The 17987-nt window shown below is 62.3% G+C and carries 16 protein-coding genes; 10 read left to right on the top strand and 6 right to left on the bottom strand.

Features of this window, described 5'->3' with window-relative positions; translation table 11 throughout:
* Window positions 1-72: 72 nt before the first annotated feature.
* Both SB756_RS05385 and SB756_RS05380 read right to left on the bottom strand, forming a co-directional pair.
* The gene (locus SB756_RS05385; RefSeq protein WP_341798686.1) at window positions 73-1491 is read right to left on the bottom strand and encodes an amino acid permease; all 1419 of its coding nucleotides are present in this window, start codon (window positions 1489-1491) and stop codon (window positions 73-75) included.
* Between the two features lie 343 nt (window positions 1492-1834).
* The gene (locus SB756_RS05380) at window positions 1835-2257 is read right to left on the bottom strand and encodes an Lrp/AsnC family transcriptional regulator (protein WP_016499380.1); all 423 of its coding nucleotides are present in this window, start codon (window positions 2255-2257) and stop codon (window positions 1835-1837) included.
* Between the two features lie 191 nt (window positions 2258-2448).
* Here SB756_RS05380 and SB756_RS05375 point away from each other — a divergent pair, with 191 nt between their 5' ends.
* Window positions 2449-3501: an ornithine cyclodeaminase gene (locus SB756_RS05375; protein ID WP_049276789.1), complete on the top strand. Its 1053-nt coding sequence runs from the start codon at window positions 2449-2451 to the stop codon at window positions 3499-3501.
* Window positions 3502-3572: 71 nt separating this feature from the next.
* Entirely contained in the window at window positions 3573-4481 is a 909-nt protein-coding gene (gene ctlX / locus SB756_RS05370; protein WP_341798685.1) for a citrulline utilization hydrolase CtlX, read from the top strand.
* Between the two features lie 87 nt (window positions 4482-4568).
* On the opposite strand, the gene SB756_RS05365 is transcribed toward ctlX, so the two are convergent.
* Window positions 4569-5450, bottom strand: a complete 882-nt coding sequence (locus SB756_RS05365) for a LysR substrate-binding domain-containing protein (protein WP_410910335.1) — start codon at window positions 5448-5450, stop codon at window positions 4569-4571.
* A 44-nt stretch (window positions 5451-5494) separates the two neighbouring features.
* Window positions 5495-7285, bottom strand: coding sequence for a gamma-glutamyltransferase (ggt, locus tag SB756_RS05360; protein ID WP_410910334.1), 1791 nt, complete (start codon window positions 7283-7285; stop codon window positions 5495-5497).
* A gap of 115 nt (window positions 7286-7400) precedes the next feature.
* Here ggt and SB756_RS05355 point away from each other — a divergent pair, with 115 nt between their 5' ends.
* Complete coding sequence (locus SB756_RS05355; protein ID WP_410910333.1) at window positions 7401-8051, top strand: ankyrin repeat domain-containing protein; 651 nt, start codon at window positions 7401-7403, stop codon at window positions 8049-8051.
* Window positions 8052-8186: 135 nt separating this feature from the next.
* Here SB756_RS05355 and pobA read toward each other — a convergent pair whose 3' ends face one another.
* A complete protein-coding gene (gene pobA / locus SB756_RS05350) occupies window positions 8187-9374 on the bottom strand; it encodes a 4-hydroxybenzoate 3-monooxygenase (RefSeq protein WP_341798681.1) in 1188 nt (395 codons plus the stop codon).
* A 172-nt stretch (window positions 9375-9546) separates the two neighbouring features.
* Here pobA and SB756_RS05345 point away from each other — a divergent pair, with 172 nt between their 5' ends.
* The 3 genes from SB756_RS05345 to SB756_RS05335 all read left to right on the top strand — a co-directional run bounded on the left by SB756_RS05345 (window position 9547) and on the right by SB756_RS05335 (window position 11844).
* Window positions 9547-10425: a helix-turn-helix domain-containing protein gene (locus SB756_RS05345; RefSeq protein ID WP_341798680.1), complete on the top strand. Its 879-nt coding sequence runs from the start codon at window positions 9547-9549 to the stop codon at window positions 10423-10425.
* Window positions 10426-10526: 101 nt separating this feature from the next.
* The gene (locus SB756_RS05340; RefSeq protein WP_016487404.1) at window positions 10527-10925 is read left to right on the top strand and encodes a MerR family transcriptional regulator; all 399 of its coding nucleotides are present in this window, start codon (window positions 10527-10529) and stop codon (window positions 10923-10925) included.
* 19 nt (window positions 10926-10944) lie between these two features.
* Window positions 10945-11844: a hydroxymethylglutaryl-CoA lyase gene (locus SB756_RS05335; protein WP_341798679.1), complete on the top strand. Its 900-nt coding sequence runs from the start codon at window positions 10945-10947 to the stop codon at window positions 11842-11844.
* A 529-nt stretch (window positions 11845-12373) separates the two neighbouring features.
* On the opposite strand, the gene SB756_RS05330 is transcribed toward SB756_RS05335, so the two are convergent.
* Window positions 12374-12892 carry an MgtC/SapB family protein gene (locus tag SB756_RS05330; protein ID WP_341798678.1) on the bottom strand — a complete coding sequence of 173 codons (519 nt, stop codon included), beginning with the start codon at window positions 12890-12892 and terminating at the stop codon, window positions 12374-12376.
* Between the two features lie 153 nt (window positions 12893-13045).
* Here SB756_RS05330 and SB756_RS05325 point away from each other — a divergent pair, with 153 nt between their 5' ends.
* The 4 genes from SB756_RS05325 (at window position 13046) to SB756_RS05310 (ending at window position 17983) form a co-directional block, all read left to right on the top strand.
* The gene (locus tag SB756_RS05325; protein WP_341798677.1) at window positions 13046-13285 is read left to right on the top strand and encodes a DUF3203 family protein; all 240 of its coding nucleotides are present in this window, start codon (window positions 13046-13048) and stop codon (window positions 13283-13285) included.
* A 121-nt stretch (window positions 13286-13406) separates the two neighbouring features.
* On the top strand, window positions 13407-14810 hold the full coding sequence (gene ccoG / locus SB756_RS05320) for a cytochrome c oxidase accessory protein CcoG (RefSeq protein WP_156858827.1): 1404 nt from the start codon (window positions 13407-13409) through the stop codon (window positions 14808-14810).
* Window positions 14811-14860: 50 nt separating this feature from the next.
* Window positions 14861-16270, top strand: a complete 1410-nt coding sequence (gene mapR, locus SB756_RS05315) for a GntR family transcriptional regulator MpaR (protein WP_016499368.1) — start codon at window positions 14861-14863, stop codon at window positions 16268-16270.
* A gap of 57 nt (window positions 16271-16327) precedes the next feature.
* Entirely contained in the window at window positions 16328-17983 is a 1656-nt protein-coding gene (locus tag SB756_RS05310) for a PAS domain-containing sensor histidine kinase (RefSeq protein ID WP_341798676.1), read from the top strand.
* Window positions 17984-17987: the final 4 nt, after the last annotated feature.

The raw sequence follows: 17987 nt of genomic DNA, 5'->3' as shown, positions 1-17987 counted from the left end.
AAATCTTGCGACTCGCGCAGTCCAAGTGGGAGCTGGCTTGCCAACGATGGGCTGCGCAGCAGCCCCATGGTCCTATGTAGCAGTCGCTGTCTGCGGTTGCGCAGAAGCCTTGGTCCTGCGTCGATAGGCCAGCAACAGGCCCGCATACCACAACGGCATCACGTACAACGCCGTGCGGGTGTCCGGTTCCAGCGCCAGCAGGCACAGCACGAAAATCAGGAACAGCTGCGCCAGCGCGGCGGTGACCTTGCCGCCGGGCAGCTTGAACCTGGACTGCTCATGCGCCTGCGGATTCTGTCGGCGGTAAGCGAAATAGGACAGCAGGATCAGCGACCAGGTAACGATGATCATCACCGCGGAAATGGTCGACACCAGGGTGAACACGGTCATCACTTCCGGGATCACGAACAGCAACGTCAACGCAATCGCCATGCACACCCCGGAAAACACCAGCGCCCGCACCGGCGTCCCCGAGCCGGACAGGCGCCCGAACGCCGTCGGCGCCTGTTGTTGGTGCGACAGGCCGTAGAGCATGCGCGAGCCCGAGTAGACGCCACTGTTGGCCGACGAGGCCGCAGAGGTCAGCACCACGAAGTTGATGATGCCAGCAGCAGCGGGCAACCCGCCAAGCAGGAACAATTCAACGAACGGGCTGCGGTTGGCCGGCACATTGGCCCAAGACACCACACTGATGATGCACACCAGCGAACAGATGTAGAAAAGCAGGATACGCACGGGGATGGTATTGATTGCCTTCGGCAGGGTCTTCTCGGGGTCTTTGGCCTCCGCCGCTGCGGTGCCGATAAGCTCGGTGCCGACGAAGGAGAAGATAGCGATCTGGAACCCGGCGAGGAAGCCAAGGATGCCATGCGGCATGACCACGCCAGGCGCCACCAGGTGGCTGAACGACGCCGTCACCCCGCCCGGCGAGGTATAGGAAGTGGCGACCATCACCAGGCCGGTTACCACCAGCAGCACGATGGCGACGATCTTGATCAGGCCGAACCAGAACTCCACCTCACCAAAGGCCTTCACCGCCAGCATGTTCAGGCCCAGCAACAGGAACATGGTGGCGAAAGCCGGTAGCCAGGTAGGCACATCGGGGTACCAGTACTGCACGAACCCTGCGACCACCACCACGTCGCCCACCGCCGCCACCACCCAGCTGAGCCAGTACGACCAGCTGAGAATGTAACCGGCCCGTGGCCCCAGGTAGTTGTGCACCAGGTCGGCGAACGATTCCATCTGCAGGTTGGCCAGCAGCATCTCGCCCATGGCGCGCATGATGCAGAACACAAAAAAACCGATGATGGCGTAGACGAGGATGATTGAAGTGCCAGACAGCGCAATGATCTTGCCCGAGCCCATGAACAAACCGGTACCAATTGCGCCACTGATCGAAATAAGCTGTATGTGTCGGTTTTCCAGCCGTCGCTTGAGCGCTCGGCCCTCTTGCGGAGCAGCGCTTTGCGCATTGCACGTTTGATGCATAGTCGACCTCTTATTCTTTTTTGGTAAAACTTCAGCGCCCCGCGCCGCACCATTTAATTGGCACTAAGGTGCAAGCTCCCTGTCATTGAAAATGATAAAAGCGCAGGTAATAACGAAAACGCACACTTACGCCCGACGCAACTTCGCAGCGGGCTTTTTTATTGTTTGAAACGCACCTTGGGTGGTGCGCCTTGTACCGTTGCACGAAAACAGTTTCATTCTGCCAGTGGCCCGGGCCAAGCGGAACGCTACAGAATGCGCACAGCCAAAGGGATTTTTTGCACTGTGGAAAGCCTGGGTGGCAGTTTGCGCAATGCGCCTGTCAAAAGGCCTGACCCAGCGGTCACATCTTGTAGGTGGAGAGCAGGATGCTGGTCTCGGTATTCTCGATGTGCGGGATGGAGCGAATGGTGTTCAGCGCCCTGTCGAACGCTTCAAGGGTGTCGGCGCGCAGCTCTGCCATCAGGTCCCAGCGGCCATTGGTGGTGTGAATGGCCACCACGTTGGGGTGCCCACGCAGCGCGTGCTTGACCTCTGCGGCGTGGTGGCCGCTGATGCCGATGCTGGTGATCGCCCGCACGCCCTGGTCCAGCGCATCGGAGCGCAAGCGTACCGTGTAGCCGATGATCACGCCCTGCTCTTCGAGGCGGGTGATGCGGTTTTGCACCGTTGCCCTGGCCACCTTGAGTTTTTTTGCCAAGGTCAGCACGGGGGTACGTGCATTGTCCCGCAACAGCGCAATCAGTTCCCGATCGATAGTGTCCATATGCCTGCCAAATAATCAGATTGCTACTTTGGGGTGGCAGATTGTCTAGAAAGTTGGCGAAACTGGCAACCTGCATTCTTCCTGTTGACGCAACCTTTCATCAAAATGTTCGAGCCGGCGACACTTCGATAATCCTAAGCGCTCACCCTGCAATATCCACAGGGCAGCGCACAATAACAAGGTGCAAGAGCATGACGTATTTCATTGATGTTCCAACCATGTCGGACTTGGTGCACGACATTGGCGTAGCGCCGTTCATAGGTGAACTGGCTGCAGCCATTCGTGAAGACTTCAAACGCTGGCAGGAGTTTGATAAATCCGCACGGGTTGCCAGCCATTCGGAAGTGGGTGTGATCGAACTGATGCCGGTCGCCGACAACAGCCGCTACGCCTTCAAATACGTCAACGGCCACCCGGCCAACACCGCGCGTGACCTGCATACCGTGATGGCCTTCGGCGTATTGGCCGATGTCGAAACCGGCTACCCGGTGTTGCTGTCCGAACTGACCATTGCCACCGCCCTGCGCACTGCGGCTACCTCGCTGATGGCAGCCCAGGCACTGGCCCGACCGAACTCGCGCAAGATGGCGCTGATCGGCAACGGCGCGCAAAGCGAATTCCAGGCGCTGGCCTTCCACAAGCACCTGGGCATCGAAGAAATCGTCGCCTACGACACCGACCCGCTGGCCACCGCCAAGCTGATTGCCAACCTCAAGGAATACAGCGGCCTCACCATTCGCCGGGCCGGCTCGGTGGCCGAAGCGGTGAAAGGCGTGGACATCATCACCACGGTCACTGCCGACAAGGCCTACGCCACCATCATCACCCCAGACATGCTCGAACCCGGCATGCACCTGAATGCCGTGGGGGGTGACTGCCCGGGCAAGACCGAACTGCACGCCGATGTGCTGCGCAACGCCCGGGTGTTCGTCGAGTACGAGCCGCAAACCCGTATAGAAGGTGACATCCAGCAGCTGCCCGCTGACTTCCCGGTGGTTGACCTGTGGCGTGTGCTGCGCGGCGAAACCGAAGGGCGTCAGTCTGACAGCCAGGTCACCGTATTCGACTCGGTAGGCTTCGCCCTGGAGGACTACACCGTACTACGTTACGTACTACAGCAGGCCGAAAAGCGCGGCATGGGCACGAAGATCGACCTGGTGCCATGGGTGGAAGACGACCCGAAAGACCTGTTTAGCCACACCCGCGGCCGCGCTGCCAAAAGCCGCATCCGACGCGTTGCCTAACCCCGCTTCCTACCCGGTACTTCCAGATGGCATTCCCAGCGCGTTCGATTCAAGCACCTGCAGCAGTGGTCATGGTCAGGCCACATGCATTCACCCCCAACCCGGAAACCGCAGCCGACAACTCATTTCAGCGCAGCAACCCCAGCCTCGCCGCACAGGCGCTCGCAGAGGTTGCCCGTGATGAAGTCACCCAGGCCGTCGGCCGCCTCGAGGCCGAAGGCGTGCGCGTACACCTGTTCGACGATTTTGGCGAGCACAACACCCCAGACTCGGTGTTCCCCAACAACTGGTTCTCGACCCACCCCGGAGGACATATCGCGATCTACTCGATGTACTCGCGCAACCGCCGCCGCGAGCGGCGCGCCGATGTGATCGAGATGCTCAAGCATGAGTACCGCGTGCAGGATGTAATCGATTATTCAGGGCTGGAGCAGGACGAGCTGTTCCTCGAAGGGACCGGCGCCATGGTATTCGACCACCTGTCGCGGGTGGCTTACACCGCGCGCTCCAACCGTGCCGACCCGATTGCCCTGGAGCGCTTCAGCACGCACTTCAACTTCGAGCCGATGGTATTCGACACTGCCGACGAGCAAGGCACGCCGATCTACCACACCAACGTACTGATGTGCGTGGCGACCGAGTTTGCACTGGTGGGTTTTGGCACGTTCACCAACAAGGCGCGGGCCGAGGAAGTGCGCATGCGCCTGATCGAATCGGGCCGCGATGTGATTGACCTGAGCAACCAGCAGATCAGCCAGTTTGCCGGCAATGCCATCGAACTGTCCGGGCGTGACGGGCGTATTCTGGCGCTGTCACGCAAGGCCTTCGACAGCCTGACCAGCGAGCAACGCCGGCGCATCGAGCGTTCGGCGCGGCTGGTGCCACTGGACGTGCCGACCATTGAGATGGCCGGCGGCTCGGTGCGCTGCATGATTGCCGGCATTCACCTGTCGCCACGCCTGGCGGCGGCTTGCGCCTGACCATCCACCCTCGGCCGACTCGATCTCCTGTGGGAGCGGCCCTGCCGGGGCGCCCCCACAAAGACCGCGTCAGTTCGTAAGGCCGTGTCAGATCCCGCCGCCCGCCAGCAGTTGCGTCATGACCTCGGCCAACGCCTTGACCATCACATCCGCCGTCGGCCGGTGGACGATGACGATTTCATAGCTGTCGACCTCCGGTAGCCCCTGCCCGGCCCCCAGCACCTGGTGCTCACCCGTGGCCGCCCTTGGTGGCAGCAGGCTGATGCCCATGCCATCGGCAACTGCCGCCTGGATACCGCTGAGGCTGGAACTGGTGAAACTGATGCGCCAGCGCCGGCCCATGCTTTCGATAGCGTTGATCATGTCCTCGCGGTACAAGCCGCGCGGCGGGAAGGTAACCAGCGGGATCGGGTCCAGCTCAAAGGCGGGGGTGCGCGCACTGTCGATCCATTGCAGGCGCTCGGGCCAGCAAGCCACGCCCTCCCGGGTGTTGCGCCGCTGCTTGAGCAGCACCAGGTCGAGTTCACCGTTGTCGTAGGCCTGGCTGAGGTCGCGGCACAGGCCGCTGGTCACTTCCAGTTTCACTTGCGGGTGCAGCCGGCTGAACGCCGACAGCGCATTGGTGGTGCGCCCGCCAACGAAGTCCTCGGGCACGCCCAGGCGTACGGTGGTGCCAACCATCGCCCCGGCCAGGGCTTCGAGCATCTGGTCGTTCAGCGCCAGCATGTGCCGCGCGTAGCCGAGCAAGGTCTGCCCGGCGTCGGTCGGTAGCACATCGCGGTTACCCCGCACCAACAGGCGATGGCCGACCATGTCTTCCAGGCGGCGTACCTTCTGGCTGATGGTCGACTGGGTCGAGTGCAGGCGCGCCGCCGCCGTGGTGAAGCTACCGCAATCGGCCACCACCACAATGGCGCGTAGCAGGTCGAGGTCGAACAGGGCTCTATTCGATTTCACGCTGATGGACATCTTGGTATTCAACTACTGAATGGCAAGACTGCGTTCTATCACGGCTAGTCGCCAAGGGCCACACCTTCACGCCGAGGGTCGGCGCCACCGGACCAGCCATCGCCGCTGCGCTGGATGATCTGCATGCCACTGGTCATGGTCATCGGCGTGACCTCATGGCCCCAGGCTGCCAATTGGCGGATCAGCGACGGGCTGGCCAGCCCGGCTTCCACTTCGGTGCCGGCATTGCGGCTGCCGAAGTTGGGCAGGCCGGCCGCCTGCTGCGGGTCGAGCTGCCAATCCAGCAAGCCGATCAGCGCCTTGTTCACGTAGCCAATGATCTGCGAGCCCCCTGGCGAACCAAGGCTGGCCACAAACTCGCCAGAGGCTCGCGAAAACACCAGCGTCGGCGCCATCGCTGACAGTGGCCGCTTGCCCGGCTGCACCCGATTGGCCACAGGCTTGCCATGCTCCCGGGGGATGAACGAGAAGTCCGTCAGATGGTTGTTGAGCAGGAAGCCCTTGACCATCAGGTGCGAACCGAACGCGGCCTCCACCGAGGTGGTCATGGCCAGTGCCTGACCATTGTCATCCACTGCGCTGAGGTGCGAAGTGGAAATGCGCAAAGGCGAGCGATCGGGTGCCAGGGCCAGGTCGGCGCCTTGCGGCTGGCCAGGGCGAGCGCGCTTCATGCTGTGCTCGCCGATCTGCGCTGCTCGGCGGGCCAGGTAGGCGGGGTCGGTCAGGGCCTTGACCGGGACCGGCACGTAATCACTGTCGGCCAGGTACTGAGCGCGGTCGGCGTAGGCCAGGCGCTCGGCCTCGGCGATCAGGTGCACGGCCAGCGGCGGTGCCTCCAGGCCTGCCAGGGATGCGCTCGCCAGCGGCCGCAGCGCCGCCAGGTCGCGTTGTGGCGTGGCGCGCTGCACGGCTTCAAGCATGCCCAGCGTCTGCAATACCGTCACCCCACCCGACGAGGGCGGCGGCATGCCGCAGATACGCCAGGCTTTGTAGGTGCCGCACACCGGCTCGCGCTCTTTGGCGGTGTACTGCTCAAGGTCCTGCAACGACAGGTAACCGGCATTGGTATGGCTGCGCACCTTGGCCACGATGGCCCCGGCGATTTCACCGGTGTAGAACGCCTGGGGCCCGTGCGCGGCAATCTGCTCGAACGTTTGCGCAAGTTCGGGGTTGCGCAACCTCGTGCCCACCGGCAGCGGCTTGCCGTTTTTATCCAGGAAGTAGCGCGCCATGGCCGGTGACCGCGCGATATACGGGTCGCCCGCCACCAGGGTGTGGAGGCGTTCGGAAACGGGGAAACCGTTACGTGCCAACGCGATGGCCGGGGCAAAGAGTTGCTGCCAAGGCAGCTTGCCGTGCTGCTCGTGAGCCAGTTTCAGCGCGCGCAGTACCCCCGGCACACCCACTGAGCGCCCACCGATCTGCGCCGACCTGAACGGCATCGGTGAACCATTGGCTTGCAAGAACAGTTGTTCCGTTACCTGCGCCGGGGCTGCCTCGCGGCCGTCGAAAGCCTGAACACGTTTGCCGTCCCAGTAGAGGATAAAAGCCCCACCACCGATGCCGCTGGATTGCGGCTCTACCAAGGTCAGCACCATTTGCATGGCGATGGCCGCGTCGATGGCGCTGCCACCGTCACGCAGCATCGCCCGCCCCGCTTCGGTGGCCAGCGGGTTGGCAGCGGCGGCCATATGCCGGCTGGCGTGCACCGGCTGCAGGCCAGAGCGGTAACCGGAGGCCAGTTCGGGTGGCGCGGGCAACACTTGCTCGGCACAGGCCCACCCACTCGCGATCGCCAGGCACAGCGCGCTCATCAGCGGTGTGGAGAACTTCATCGTTTTGCTTCCTGCTTTGTCTATTCAGCAGACCACTGTCGGTCATGCGCAAACTTAACTTCAAGACTTTGTGCGTTTTTTCTAGGATGCAGGCAGGTCAATCAGGAGCCACCCCATGTGTAGATCACTCACAACCATGCTGTTCGCCCTGATCACCAGCCTTGCCGCCCACGCCGAGAACACCACCATGGACAACCGCCTGCACAACGCCGCCCGCCAGGACGACGTGCGCACCCTGCAACAGTTGCTGGCAGAAGGGGCCCGGCTGGAAAGCCGTGATGAGCAAGGGCGCACTGCCCTGCTGGTGGCCACCCACGGCAACCAGGTGGCGGCGGCGCAAGCACTGATCCAGGCCGGTGCCGACGTGAACGCCAAAGACGATATCGATGACAGCCCTTATCTGTATGCCGGCGCCCGAGGCCTGAACGATATCCTGCGGCTGACCCTGAGCCACGGTGCCAACCTCAGGAGCACCAACCGCTACGGGGGGACTGCGTTGATACCGGCGGCCGAGCGTGGGCATGTCGAGACCGTGCAGATGCTGATCGATGCCGGGGTGGACGTGAACCACCTGAACCGCCTGCACTGGACCGCGCTTATGGAGGCAGTGATCCTGGGGGATGGCGGACCGCGGCATGTGGAGATTGTGCGCCGGCTGCTGACGGCGGGGGCGGACCGGCAGATTGCCGACAAGGATGGGGTCACCGCGCTGGAGCATGCGCGCCAGCGAGGGTATCGGGAGATGGAGGCGTTGCTGGCCCAGTAGGCAAGGTTTGCATGACACGGGCTTCGCCCGTGATCGCCGGCAAGCCACACATTGGCCGCATCGTATTCAAGTCATGTGCAGTACCTGTGGGACCTGGCTTGCCGGCGATGGGGCCAGGCCAGGCAGCACAGAACCTCAGCCCACTTCTTCGTACGGCAGCCCCACATAGTTCTCGGCAATGTTCAGCAAGCCCGCCGGGGAGTTCAGGAAGTACTCGCGGTCAGCCTCCTGCATCTTCTGGTCCCAGGCATCCTTGTGGCTGCCGAAGTCATGCAGCAGCTGGGTCATGAACCAGCTGAAACGCTCGCCTTTCCATACCCGGCGCAGGGCCAGCGGCGAATATTGCTGAAGCAGGTCGGTACGACCTTCGCGGTACACCTTGACCAGAATGCGGTAGAGATAGTTGACGTCCGAGGCTGCCAGGTTCAGGCCTTTGGCACCGGTGGGTGGGACGATGTGCGCAGCGTCACCCACCAGGAACAGGTGGCCATACTGCATGGGTTCGACCACCAGGCTGCGCAGCGGCGCAATGCTTTTTTCCAGGGCTGGGCCAGTCACCAGATCGGCCGCTACTTCAGCGGGCAAGCGGGCTTTGAGTTCGTCCCAGAAACGCTCGTCAGACCACGCCTCGACGCGGTCCTGCAAAGGTACCTGCAGGTAGTAGCGGCTGCGTGTCTGCGAACGTTGGCTGCACAACGCGAAGCCTCGTTCGTGGTGGGCATAGATCAGCTCGTGATTGACCGGCGGTGTGTCCGACAGCAGGCCCAGCCAGCCAAATGGATAAACCCGCTCGTACTGCTTCAGCACGCCCTCGGGGATGCTCTGTCGCGAAACGCCATGGAAGCCGTCACAGCCAGCGATATAGTCGCAGTCCACCCGGTGCACGCGGCCATCTTTTTCGAAGGTCAGATACGGCTTCTCGCCCTTAAGCTCATGCGGCTGGACATTGCCGGCGGAATAGATGATCGGTGCACCTGTGGCTTCACGGGCCTGCATCAGGTCACGGGTGACTTCGGTCTGGCCGTACACCATCACCGTCTTGCCACCTGTCAGGGCTTTGAGATCCAGGCGTTGACGGCGCCCGCCAACCAGCAGCTCGACACCTTCGTGCACCAGGCCTTCACGATCCATGCGCTCGGCTACACCTGCTTCGCGCAGCAGATCGACCGTGCCTTGCTCCAGCACACCGGCGCGGATGCGGCCAAGTACATACTCGGGCGTCTGGCGCTCTACGATGACGTTATCGATACCGGCCTTGTGCAGCAGTTGGCCCAGCAGCAGGCCAGACGGGCCTGCGCCAATAATTGCAACCTGAGTTTTCATTGTTGTTGTCTCTGTTCGGACGATGCCGGCCCTGGACTGGCAGTGGGGCGGCATCTGCTGTTAGGGTTTGCCCCTGCATTTTTACTGGCAAAAAATGCCCATTAAGTGTGCTATTCCATGAATAACCTGCACTTTTACAAAAATCGTTCGATTAACGGACAGGCTTGCCCGCATGAAATCCACCCTCCCCGGCGTCCCGTTGTTCAAGCTGTATGGTGAAAACACGGCCTGGCCCGGCACCGACCTGCTGCACTGCGAGTCCATCCCGGCGCGTAGCCGTTTGCACCACTGGGAAATCAAGCCGCATCAGCATGCCGAACTGTTCCAGCTCCTTTACGTACAGCGCGGCCAGGCCCAGGTTGAGGTCGAAGGCGTGCGCAGTGCCCTCGGCGAGGCGGCGATCCAGGTGGTGCCGCCGATGACCGTGCATGGCTTTCGCTTCAGTGCCGATATCCAGGGGTATGTGCTGACCTTTGGCACCGCACTGGTGGCGAACCTGGAACAGCGCCTGGGCGCGCCCCTGACGGTGCTTGCGAAACCGGCGTGTTACCCGCTGGGCCAGGACCGCGTGCACCTGCGCAGCCTGATCAGCACCTTGCAGCAGGAATACCAGGGCAATGCCCCCGCGCGGGCGGCCATGCTCGAAGCGCTGGTGACCGCGCTGATGGTGTGGATCACCCGCCGCCAGCAGCTGGGGCAAGCGCCGCGAAATCGGGATGAGCGTGACCGCCAGTTGTTGGGGCAGTACCTGCGACTGGTCGAAGCGCATTACCGCGAGCACCTGTCGATGGAGGACTTCGCCGCGCGGCTGAATATTCCGAGCCTGCAACTGAACCAGTTGTGCCGGGCGCTGAGTGGGCAGACTGCGCTGCAGGTGCTGCACCAGCGTTTGTTGCTGGAGGCGCGGCGCAACCTGATTTACACGCGGATGAGTATCGGGCAGCTGTCGGACAGCCTGGGGTTCACCGACCCGACGTACTTTGCCCGGTGGTTCAAGCGCTTGAGTGGGCAGACGCCCAATGGCTATCGTCGGGCGGTGCAGCCGGAATGAAATGTGGTTACCTGCACCGGCAACACGCATCTTCAGCCCCTGCTTGACGTATACGTCAACCTGCAGTCAGGATAACCGCATACCCCACGCCGAGCCCCAGCATGAGCACCCAGACCTACAGCATCTCCGACCTGTCCCGCGAGCTGGACATCACCACCCGTGCCATCCGTTTCTATGAGGAGCAGGGCCTGCTGAGCCCCGAACGCCGAGGCCTGGAACGTATCTACACGGCGCGCGACAAGGTCAGCCTGAAGCTCATCCTGCGCGGCAAGCGCATCGGCTTTTCGCTGGCCGAGTGCCGCGAGCTTATCGAGCTGTACGACCCCACCAGCGGCAACCTCAAACAGCTCAACAGCATGCTGGCGAAAATCGCCGAACGGCGCGCCCAGCTGGAACAGCAGATGCTCGACATCCACCAGATGCAGCTGGAACTGGACACCGCCCAGGAGCGCTGTGAACAAGCCCTGGCCGCCACCCTGAACAACAAAGACAACCGCTGAACGCCACAGGAAACCCGCCATGCCCTTGCCCAAAGAAGTCCGTCTGGTCGAAGTAGGCCCCCGCGACGGTTTGCAGAACGAAGCCCAGCCCATCAGCGTTGCCGACAAAGTGCGCCTGGTAGACGACCTCACCGCAGCGGGCCTGGCCTATATCGAGGTGGGCAGTTTCGTCTCGCCCAAGTGGGTGCCACAGATGGCCGGTTCCGCCGAGGTGTTCGCCGGTATCCAGCAGCGCCCCGGTGTGACGTATGCGGCGCTGGCGCCAAACCTGCGCGGCTTCGAGGACGCGCTGGCTGCAGGGGTGAAGGAAGTGGCGGTGTTCGCAGCTGCCTCTGAAGCGTTCTCGCAGCGCAACATCAACTGCTCGATCAGCGACAGCCTCAAGCGCTTCGAACCGATCATGAATGCCGCGCGCAGCCATGGCGTACGCGTGCGCGGCTATGTGTCGTGCGTACTCGGCTGCCCCTATGAAGGCAAGGTCAGCGCCGAACAGGTGGCCCCGGTGGCCCGCGCCCTGCATGACATGGGCTGTTACGAGGTCTCGCTGGGCGACACCATTGGTACAGGTACCGCCGGCGATACCCGGCGCCTCTTCGAGGTGGTTTCGGCCCTGGTACCGCGCGAGCAACTGGCCGGGCACTTCCATGATACCTATGGCCAGGCATTGGCCAACGTCTATGCCAGCCTCCTCGAAGGTATCAATGTGTTCGACAGCTCGGTGGCCGGGCTGGGTGGCTGCCCTTATGCCAAAGGCGCTACCGGCAACATCGCCACGGAAGATGTGGTGTACCTGCTCCAGGGGCTGGGCATTGCTACCGGTATCGACCTGGACCGGCTGATTGCCGCCGGCCAACGCATCAGCGATGTGCTCGGCCGCGGCAATGGGTCGCGGGTAGCGCGGGCGCGCAACGCGCAGTAAGTCATACGGGTGTCACATACGTGTGGGTGAAGTGTTACCGGCCCCACGTTTCACAGCAAAAAATCGGGTAACAGGGAAACAAATCGACAGAATCTCAGGCTGGCTGGCTGGGACCAAAATCGTTAAGCGCCTGTTTTTAAAGGATTTTAAAAAGTTGGCACGCACCCTGCTATATCTTTCGTACAAGAACAAAAAAAATGTGACACCCAATAAAAACAACAGGTAACGGCTCTGACATAACAAGAACAACACGGCAGAGGCGTAGCAAGCAGATCTTTTTGGAGTCGACACGCTTTTCAGGGGTACGCCCCGCGGTCTGGCACAGAACAATAAAACTACCTCAAGGTAGCTACAGCCAGGTTCGGATCAATGATGAAAGCAGGTCAGCGCTCAAAAAAATACGTTTGCTCTTGACCCCGCATGGGGGTCGCTCGCAACACCAAGGCAGGCTGACAAAAACAACAAAAAGCCGGTCTCAATAATAAGAAAAGAGCAAGCAGCAACGCTTTGGGGGGAGCTTCGGCTCCCCTTAGTGCTTCCTGCCCTCCTCCTCTTCCTGCTTTTCCTCACTCTGACCTTCGACCTTCTCTACCAGCAACGGCATCGTCCCCAGCACCAGCAGGGCCAGTACCGTGCTGATCAGCGCCGTGGCTTCGCGGCCCATCCCGGCAGCCGTGCCGATAGCAGCAGTCATCCATAGCCCTGCAGCGGTCGTCAGGCCTTTCACATGGCTGGGGTCCTTGCCGTTACCTTTGAGGATGGTACCCGCACCCAGAAAGCCGATACCGGCAACGATACCCTGGATTACCCTGCTTAGCGCCTGTTCGTCAGCCCCGGCCGTGCTAGGCGCCAACACAAACAGGGCTGCACCCAGCGAGACCAGCATGTGGGTGCGCACCCCGGCAGACTTGCCTTTGTGTTCACGTTCAAAGCCCAACACAGCGCCAAGTATGGCTGCCATCAGCAGGCGCACGAGAATGCGCGTGACTTCGCGCTCATCGGTAACATCGGCGAATTCAGCCTGGATTGCTTGCCAGATGACGTCCATTACAGTTGCCCCCTGCTGAGCTTTGTTTGGCCAGCGCCGGCCTATGCAAGGGTTGACCGCTGTACACAGGGCAAAGTGCCGCTCAGCCTGTTGATGCAGCAACCAGCCCCTCACTGTGGTCCACCCTGTAACCACCAGCAGGAGCACCACACCATGCCCATTGAAATCGACGAAGCCACCCAGCGCTGCACCTTGATCGGCGAAGACCTGCGCATCGAGGGTGATGGCCCCGATGTCGAAATCATCACCGACGAACAACTGCACATGTCGGTGGCCTTGCTCGCAGGCCAACGCGTGCCCATCACCGAAGCCGAGGCCGATGCACTGACCGTGGTGGGTGCGGTGGATAGCCGCAGGCACCTGAAGGCCAGTGTGCCAGGCTCGGTGATCTAAGGCCTGGCGGGGCCAACCGGGTAATCTGATACGGTTTTTATCGCAAAATCTGAGCCTGTGCTGATAACAGCCTCAGGGCCATAGTGCTCATGCCTGATCGAGGCCTGATGAGCACCGAACCATGAATAACAGAATCCCTTTTACAGAGATCGCCGCAGCCCCAGCCAGCCAACAACCGCGACGCATCGACAGCGGCATTCACACCCGCAGCTTTACCGGGCTGTACCGTAGCCTGCGCATCGGTTTTGCCGGGGCCCTGTTCGTGCTGTTTTTTGGCACCGCCTGGCTCAACTGGAACGGCCGCCAAGCCGTGCTGTGGGACTTGGGTGAAAGCAAATTCCACATCTTTGGCGCCACCTTCTGGCCACAGGATTTCATCCTGCTGTCGGCGCTGCTGATCATTTGCGCCTTCGGCCTGTTCGCCATCACCGTGTACGCCGGCCGCGTGTGGTGCGGCTACAGCTGCCCACAAAGCACCTGGACCTGGCTATTCATGTGGTGCGAAAAGGTCATAGAAGGTGACCGCAACCAGCGCATCAAGCTTGCCGCCGCGCCCTGGAGCCTGAACAAACTGGCGCGCCGCACCCTGAAACACAGCCTGTGGCTGGCCATCGGTGTAGTCACCGGGCTGACCTTTGTCGGCTACTTCACGCCAATCCGCCCACTGGCCGCAGAACTGTTCACGTTGCAACTGGGCGGCGTGGCGCTGTTCTGGGTACTGTTCTTCACCGCTGCCACCTACATAAACGCAGGCCTGCTGCGCGAAGCGGTGTGCCTGCACATGTGCCCGTATGCGCGCTTCCAGGCTGTGATGTTCGACAAGGACACCCTGGCGGTTGCCTATGACCCGCGCCGTGGTGAAGCCCGTGGCCCGCGCAAGAAAGGCAGTGACGTTGGCGCGCAAGGCCTGGGCGACTGCATCGACTGCACGCTATGCGTGCAAGTGTGCCCTACCGGCATCGATATCCGCGATGGTTTGCAAATGGCCTGTATCGGATGCGCGGCGTGCATCGACGCCTGCGACGGGGTGATGGACAAGATGGGTTACGCCCGCGGGTTGATCGGTTACAAGTCCGAACACAGTTTGCAGGGCGGCACCACCCACTGGCTGCGCCCGCGCCTGCTGGGCTACGTCGCTGCGCTCGGGGTGATGATCGCAGCACTGGTGGTGGCCTTGCAGATGCGCCCGATGGTTTCGCTGGATGTGATCAAGGACCGCGGCCTGTTCCGGGAAAACGCCCAGGGCCAGATCGAGAACATCTACCTGCTCAAGGTCATCAACAAGACCGAGCGCACCCAGCACTATGCGCTGCGCCTGCTGGACGCTGACGGTTTCACCTTGCAGGGCACCACCGCATTGGTGATCCCGGCCGGCGAAATGAGCGAACTGCCGGTATCGGTCGCGATGCTGGCCGAGCGCCCGGCCAGCAGCTCGCAAACGCTGAGCTTCGAAATCAGCGAGCGCGACGACCCAGCGATTCGCAGCGTGGCCCAAAGCCGCTTCGTCGCACCGATGAACCGCTGATCCCTTACACTGACTCCACCTTGCCTGCCAGGCTTCGACAGAAGGCCAGAATGAAACGCTACGAACGCTTCGCCGACGACATTGCCGAACTGATCCGCTCCGGGGTCCTGGGCCCCGGCCAACGCGTGCCTTCGGTACGCTACGCCAGCCAGACCCACGGGGTCAGCCCGTCCACCGTGTTCCAGGCCTACTACCTGCTGGAGCGGCGCGGGCTGATCCGTGCCCGACCACGCTCGGGCTATTTCGTCAACGCCCACGCCCCGCGCCAGTTCAGCGAGCCGCAGGCATTGCAGCCGGTCAGTGAGTCGACGGACGTGGACGTCAGCGGCCTGGTGTTCTCGATCCTCGACTCGATCAAGGACCCCAACACCATACCGTTCGGCTCAGCCTTCCCCAGCCCCGAACTGTTTCCGCTGCAGCGCCTGTCGCGCTCGCTGGCCAGCGCCAGCCGCAGCATGGACCCGCGCATGGTGGTGACCGACCTGTCGCCCGGCAACCCGCAGCTGCGCCGGCAGATTGCCCTGCGCTACATGGTCGGTGGGCTGATGCTGCCGATGGAAGAGCTGCTGATCACCAACGGTGCACTGGAAGCCTTGAACCTGTGCCTGCAGGCAGTTACCCAACCGGGCGACCTGGTGGCCATCGAGGCCCCCGCCTTCTATGCCTGCCTGCAAGTGCTGGAGCGGCTCAAGCTCAAGGCTGTGGAAATCCCCGTGCACCCGCGCGAAGGTATGGACCTGGGGGTACTGGCACAGACGCTGGAAAAGCACCCGGTAAAGGCCGTGTGGTGCATGACCAATTTCCAGAACCCGGTAGGCGCCAGCATGCCGGAGGCCAAGAAGCAGGCGCTGGTGGAACTGCTGGCGCGTCACCAGGTGCCGTTGATCGAAGACGACGTGTACGCCGAGCTGTACTACTCGCAGCAGGCGCCCAAACCGGCCAAGGCCTTCGACACCCAAGGCCTGGTCATGCACTGCGGCTCGTTCGCCAAAAGCCTGGCACCCGGTTACCGCATCGGCTGGGTGGCGGCCGGGCGCTTTGCGCAGAAGATCGAGCGGCTGAAACTGATGACTTCGCTGTGTGCCTCGATGCCGGCCCAGGCAGCGATAGCCGACTACCTGCAACACGGTGGCTATGACCGCCACCTGCGCAAACTACGCTACGCCCTTGAAGGCCAGCAGGCCAACATGCTGGCCGCCATCGCCCGCCACTTCCCGGCGCAGACACGGGTCAGCCAGCCCTCGGGTGGCTACTTCCTGTGGTTGGAACTGCCCGAGCAGATGGATGCCCTCAAGCTGTTCCACATGGCCCTGGCCCAGGGCATCAGCATCGCCCCGGGGCCGATCTTTTCGCCCACCCGCCGCTTCGGCAACTGCATCCGCCTCAACTACGGCAGCCCCTGGCATGACGGTGCCGAACGGGCCATGGAGACGCTCGGGCGAATCATTCGCTCGTTCTGATCGCTACAAGCCTGAAGGGCGACTATAGTTGCCCGATCCGCTCATGGGGCTTGGGTCATGCAGCCAGATTCGCGTCCATCGATCACCCAACTGCAGGCGCGCGTCGCAGAACTGGAAGCATGCCTGGCAGAACGCGAAGACAGCGCCCATGCACACAACAAGCTGCTCGGTGAACTGCTCGACAACAGCCTCGCCAACGTGTTTGCCGCCGACCGCAAGATGCGTCTGGTGGCCATCAACCGAACGGCTCGCGAAACCTTCCAGCGCCACCGCGGCTTCTTGCCGCAGATCGGCGATTACGTCCCGCAGTTCCTGACCAATCAGCCCGATATCATGAACCGGTTGGCCCCGGTTTGGCCGCGTGTGCTGGCCGGCGAAGCGTTCGTCGATACCGTCACCTTCGGTCCGCCTGATGCGCCGCGCCATTACGAAATCCGCTACCACCCGTTGCGCGATGCGCAGCAGCGGATCCAGGGCGGATACATGTTTGCCTATGACATCACCGAGCGCATCGCCGAACAGCAACGCCTGCACCAGGCCGAGGAGGCTCTGCGCCAGTCGCAGAAAATGGAAGCGGTCGGTCAGTTGACCGGCGGCATCGCCCACGACTTCAACAACCTGCTGGGCAGCCTGCTCGGCGCAGTGGAAATGGCCGAACAGCGCCTGGACCAACAACGCCATGCCGACACCGCCCGCATGCTCGAACTCTGCCGCAGTACTGCCTTGCGCGCCGCTGCGCTGGTAAAGCGCCTGCTGGCCTTCTCGCGCCAGCAGACGCTGTTGCCGCAACCGGTTGACGTGCAATGCCTGGTAGCGGGCATGCAAGACCTGATCGTCAGCTCTATAGGCCAGCACATTGACTTTCACGACCGAACACTGGCCGGGCAATGGTCAATTCACGTCGACCCGCAGCAGCTGGAAAATGCTCTGCTGAACCTGTGCATCAATGCCCGCGATGCCATGCCCCTGGGCGGTACGCTCAGCATCGCTTGTGCAAACAGCGACCTCGCCGTAGCTGAGGCCGGTCACTTGGGCCTGCCTGCGGGGCGGTACTTGCACATTCGCGTTGCCGATACCGGCATGGGTATGTCCAGCACGGTGCGCCAGCGCGCCCTGGACCCTTTCTTCACCACCAAGCCACTCGGTCAAGGTACCGGCTTGGGGTTGTCCATGGTCTATGGCTTTGTCCGCCAGTCCGGCGGGCAGTTGCAGATCGAAAGCGTGCCCGGGCAAGGCACCTGCGTTCACCTGTACTTCCCTCTCGAGGAAAGCATCGCTGCCTGCAGCCAGCCTGTGCCACTCACCACCGGCGTCGAGCTTTCTGCCCCCCGCGTGCAGCGAATCATGCTGGTGGAAGACCAGCCAGCCATGCGCCTTGTGCTTGTCGAAGTACTGACTGAACTGGGCCATGAAGTACAGGCTTTCGACCGTGGCCGCCCGGCGCTTGAGGCTATGCATGCGGGCGTACCTCCGGACTTGCTGATCACGAATGTCGGCCTGCCCGGTGGAATCGACGGATATCAGCTGGCAGAAGCGTTTCAAACGCTTGTGGCCAAAGCGCCCGTTCTGCTGCTTACCGGCTATGACACTGCCGACATCCCGATCAGTGGCCGCCCGGACAGGCGCACCGAGGTGCTGTGCAAACCGTTCAACCTGCAGAGCCTTGGCCAGCGAATTGACCGCCTGCTGGGGATTGCCCCGCCGCAACGTTGACCGC

The organism is Pseudomonas sp. SIMBA_068, from assembly GCF_046534705.1.
GTDB classification, from domain to species: domain Bacteria; phylum Pseudomonadota; class Gammaproteobacteria; order Pseudomonadales; family Pseudomonadaceae; genus Aquipseudomonas; species Aquipseudomonas putida.
Note: the sequence above shows the minus strand (reverse complement) of the source record. Positions and strands in the feature narration are given on the sequence as shown.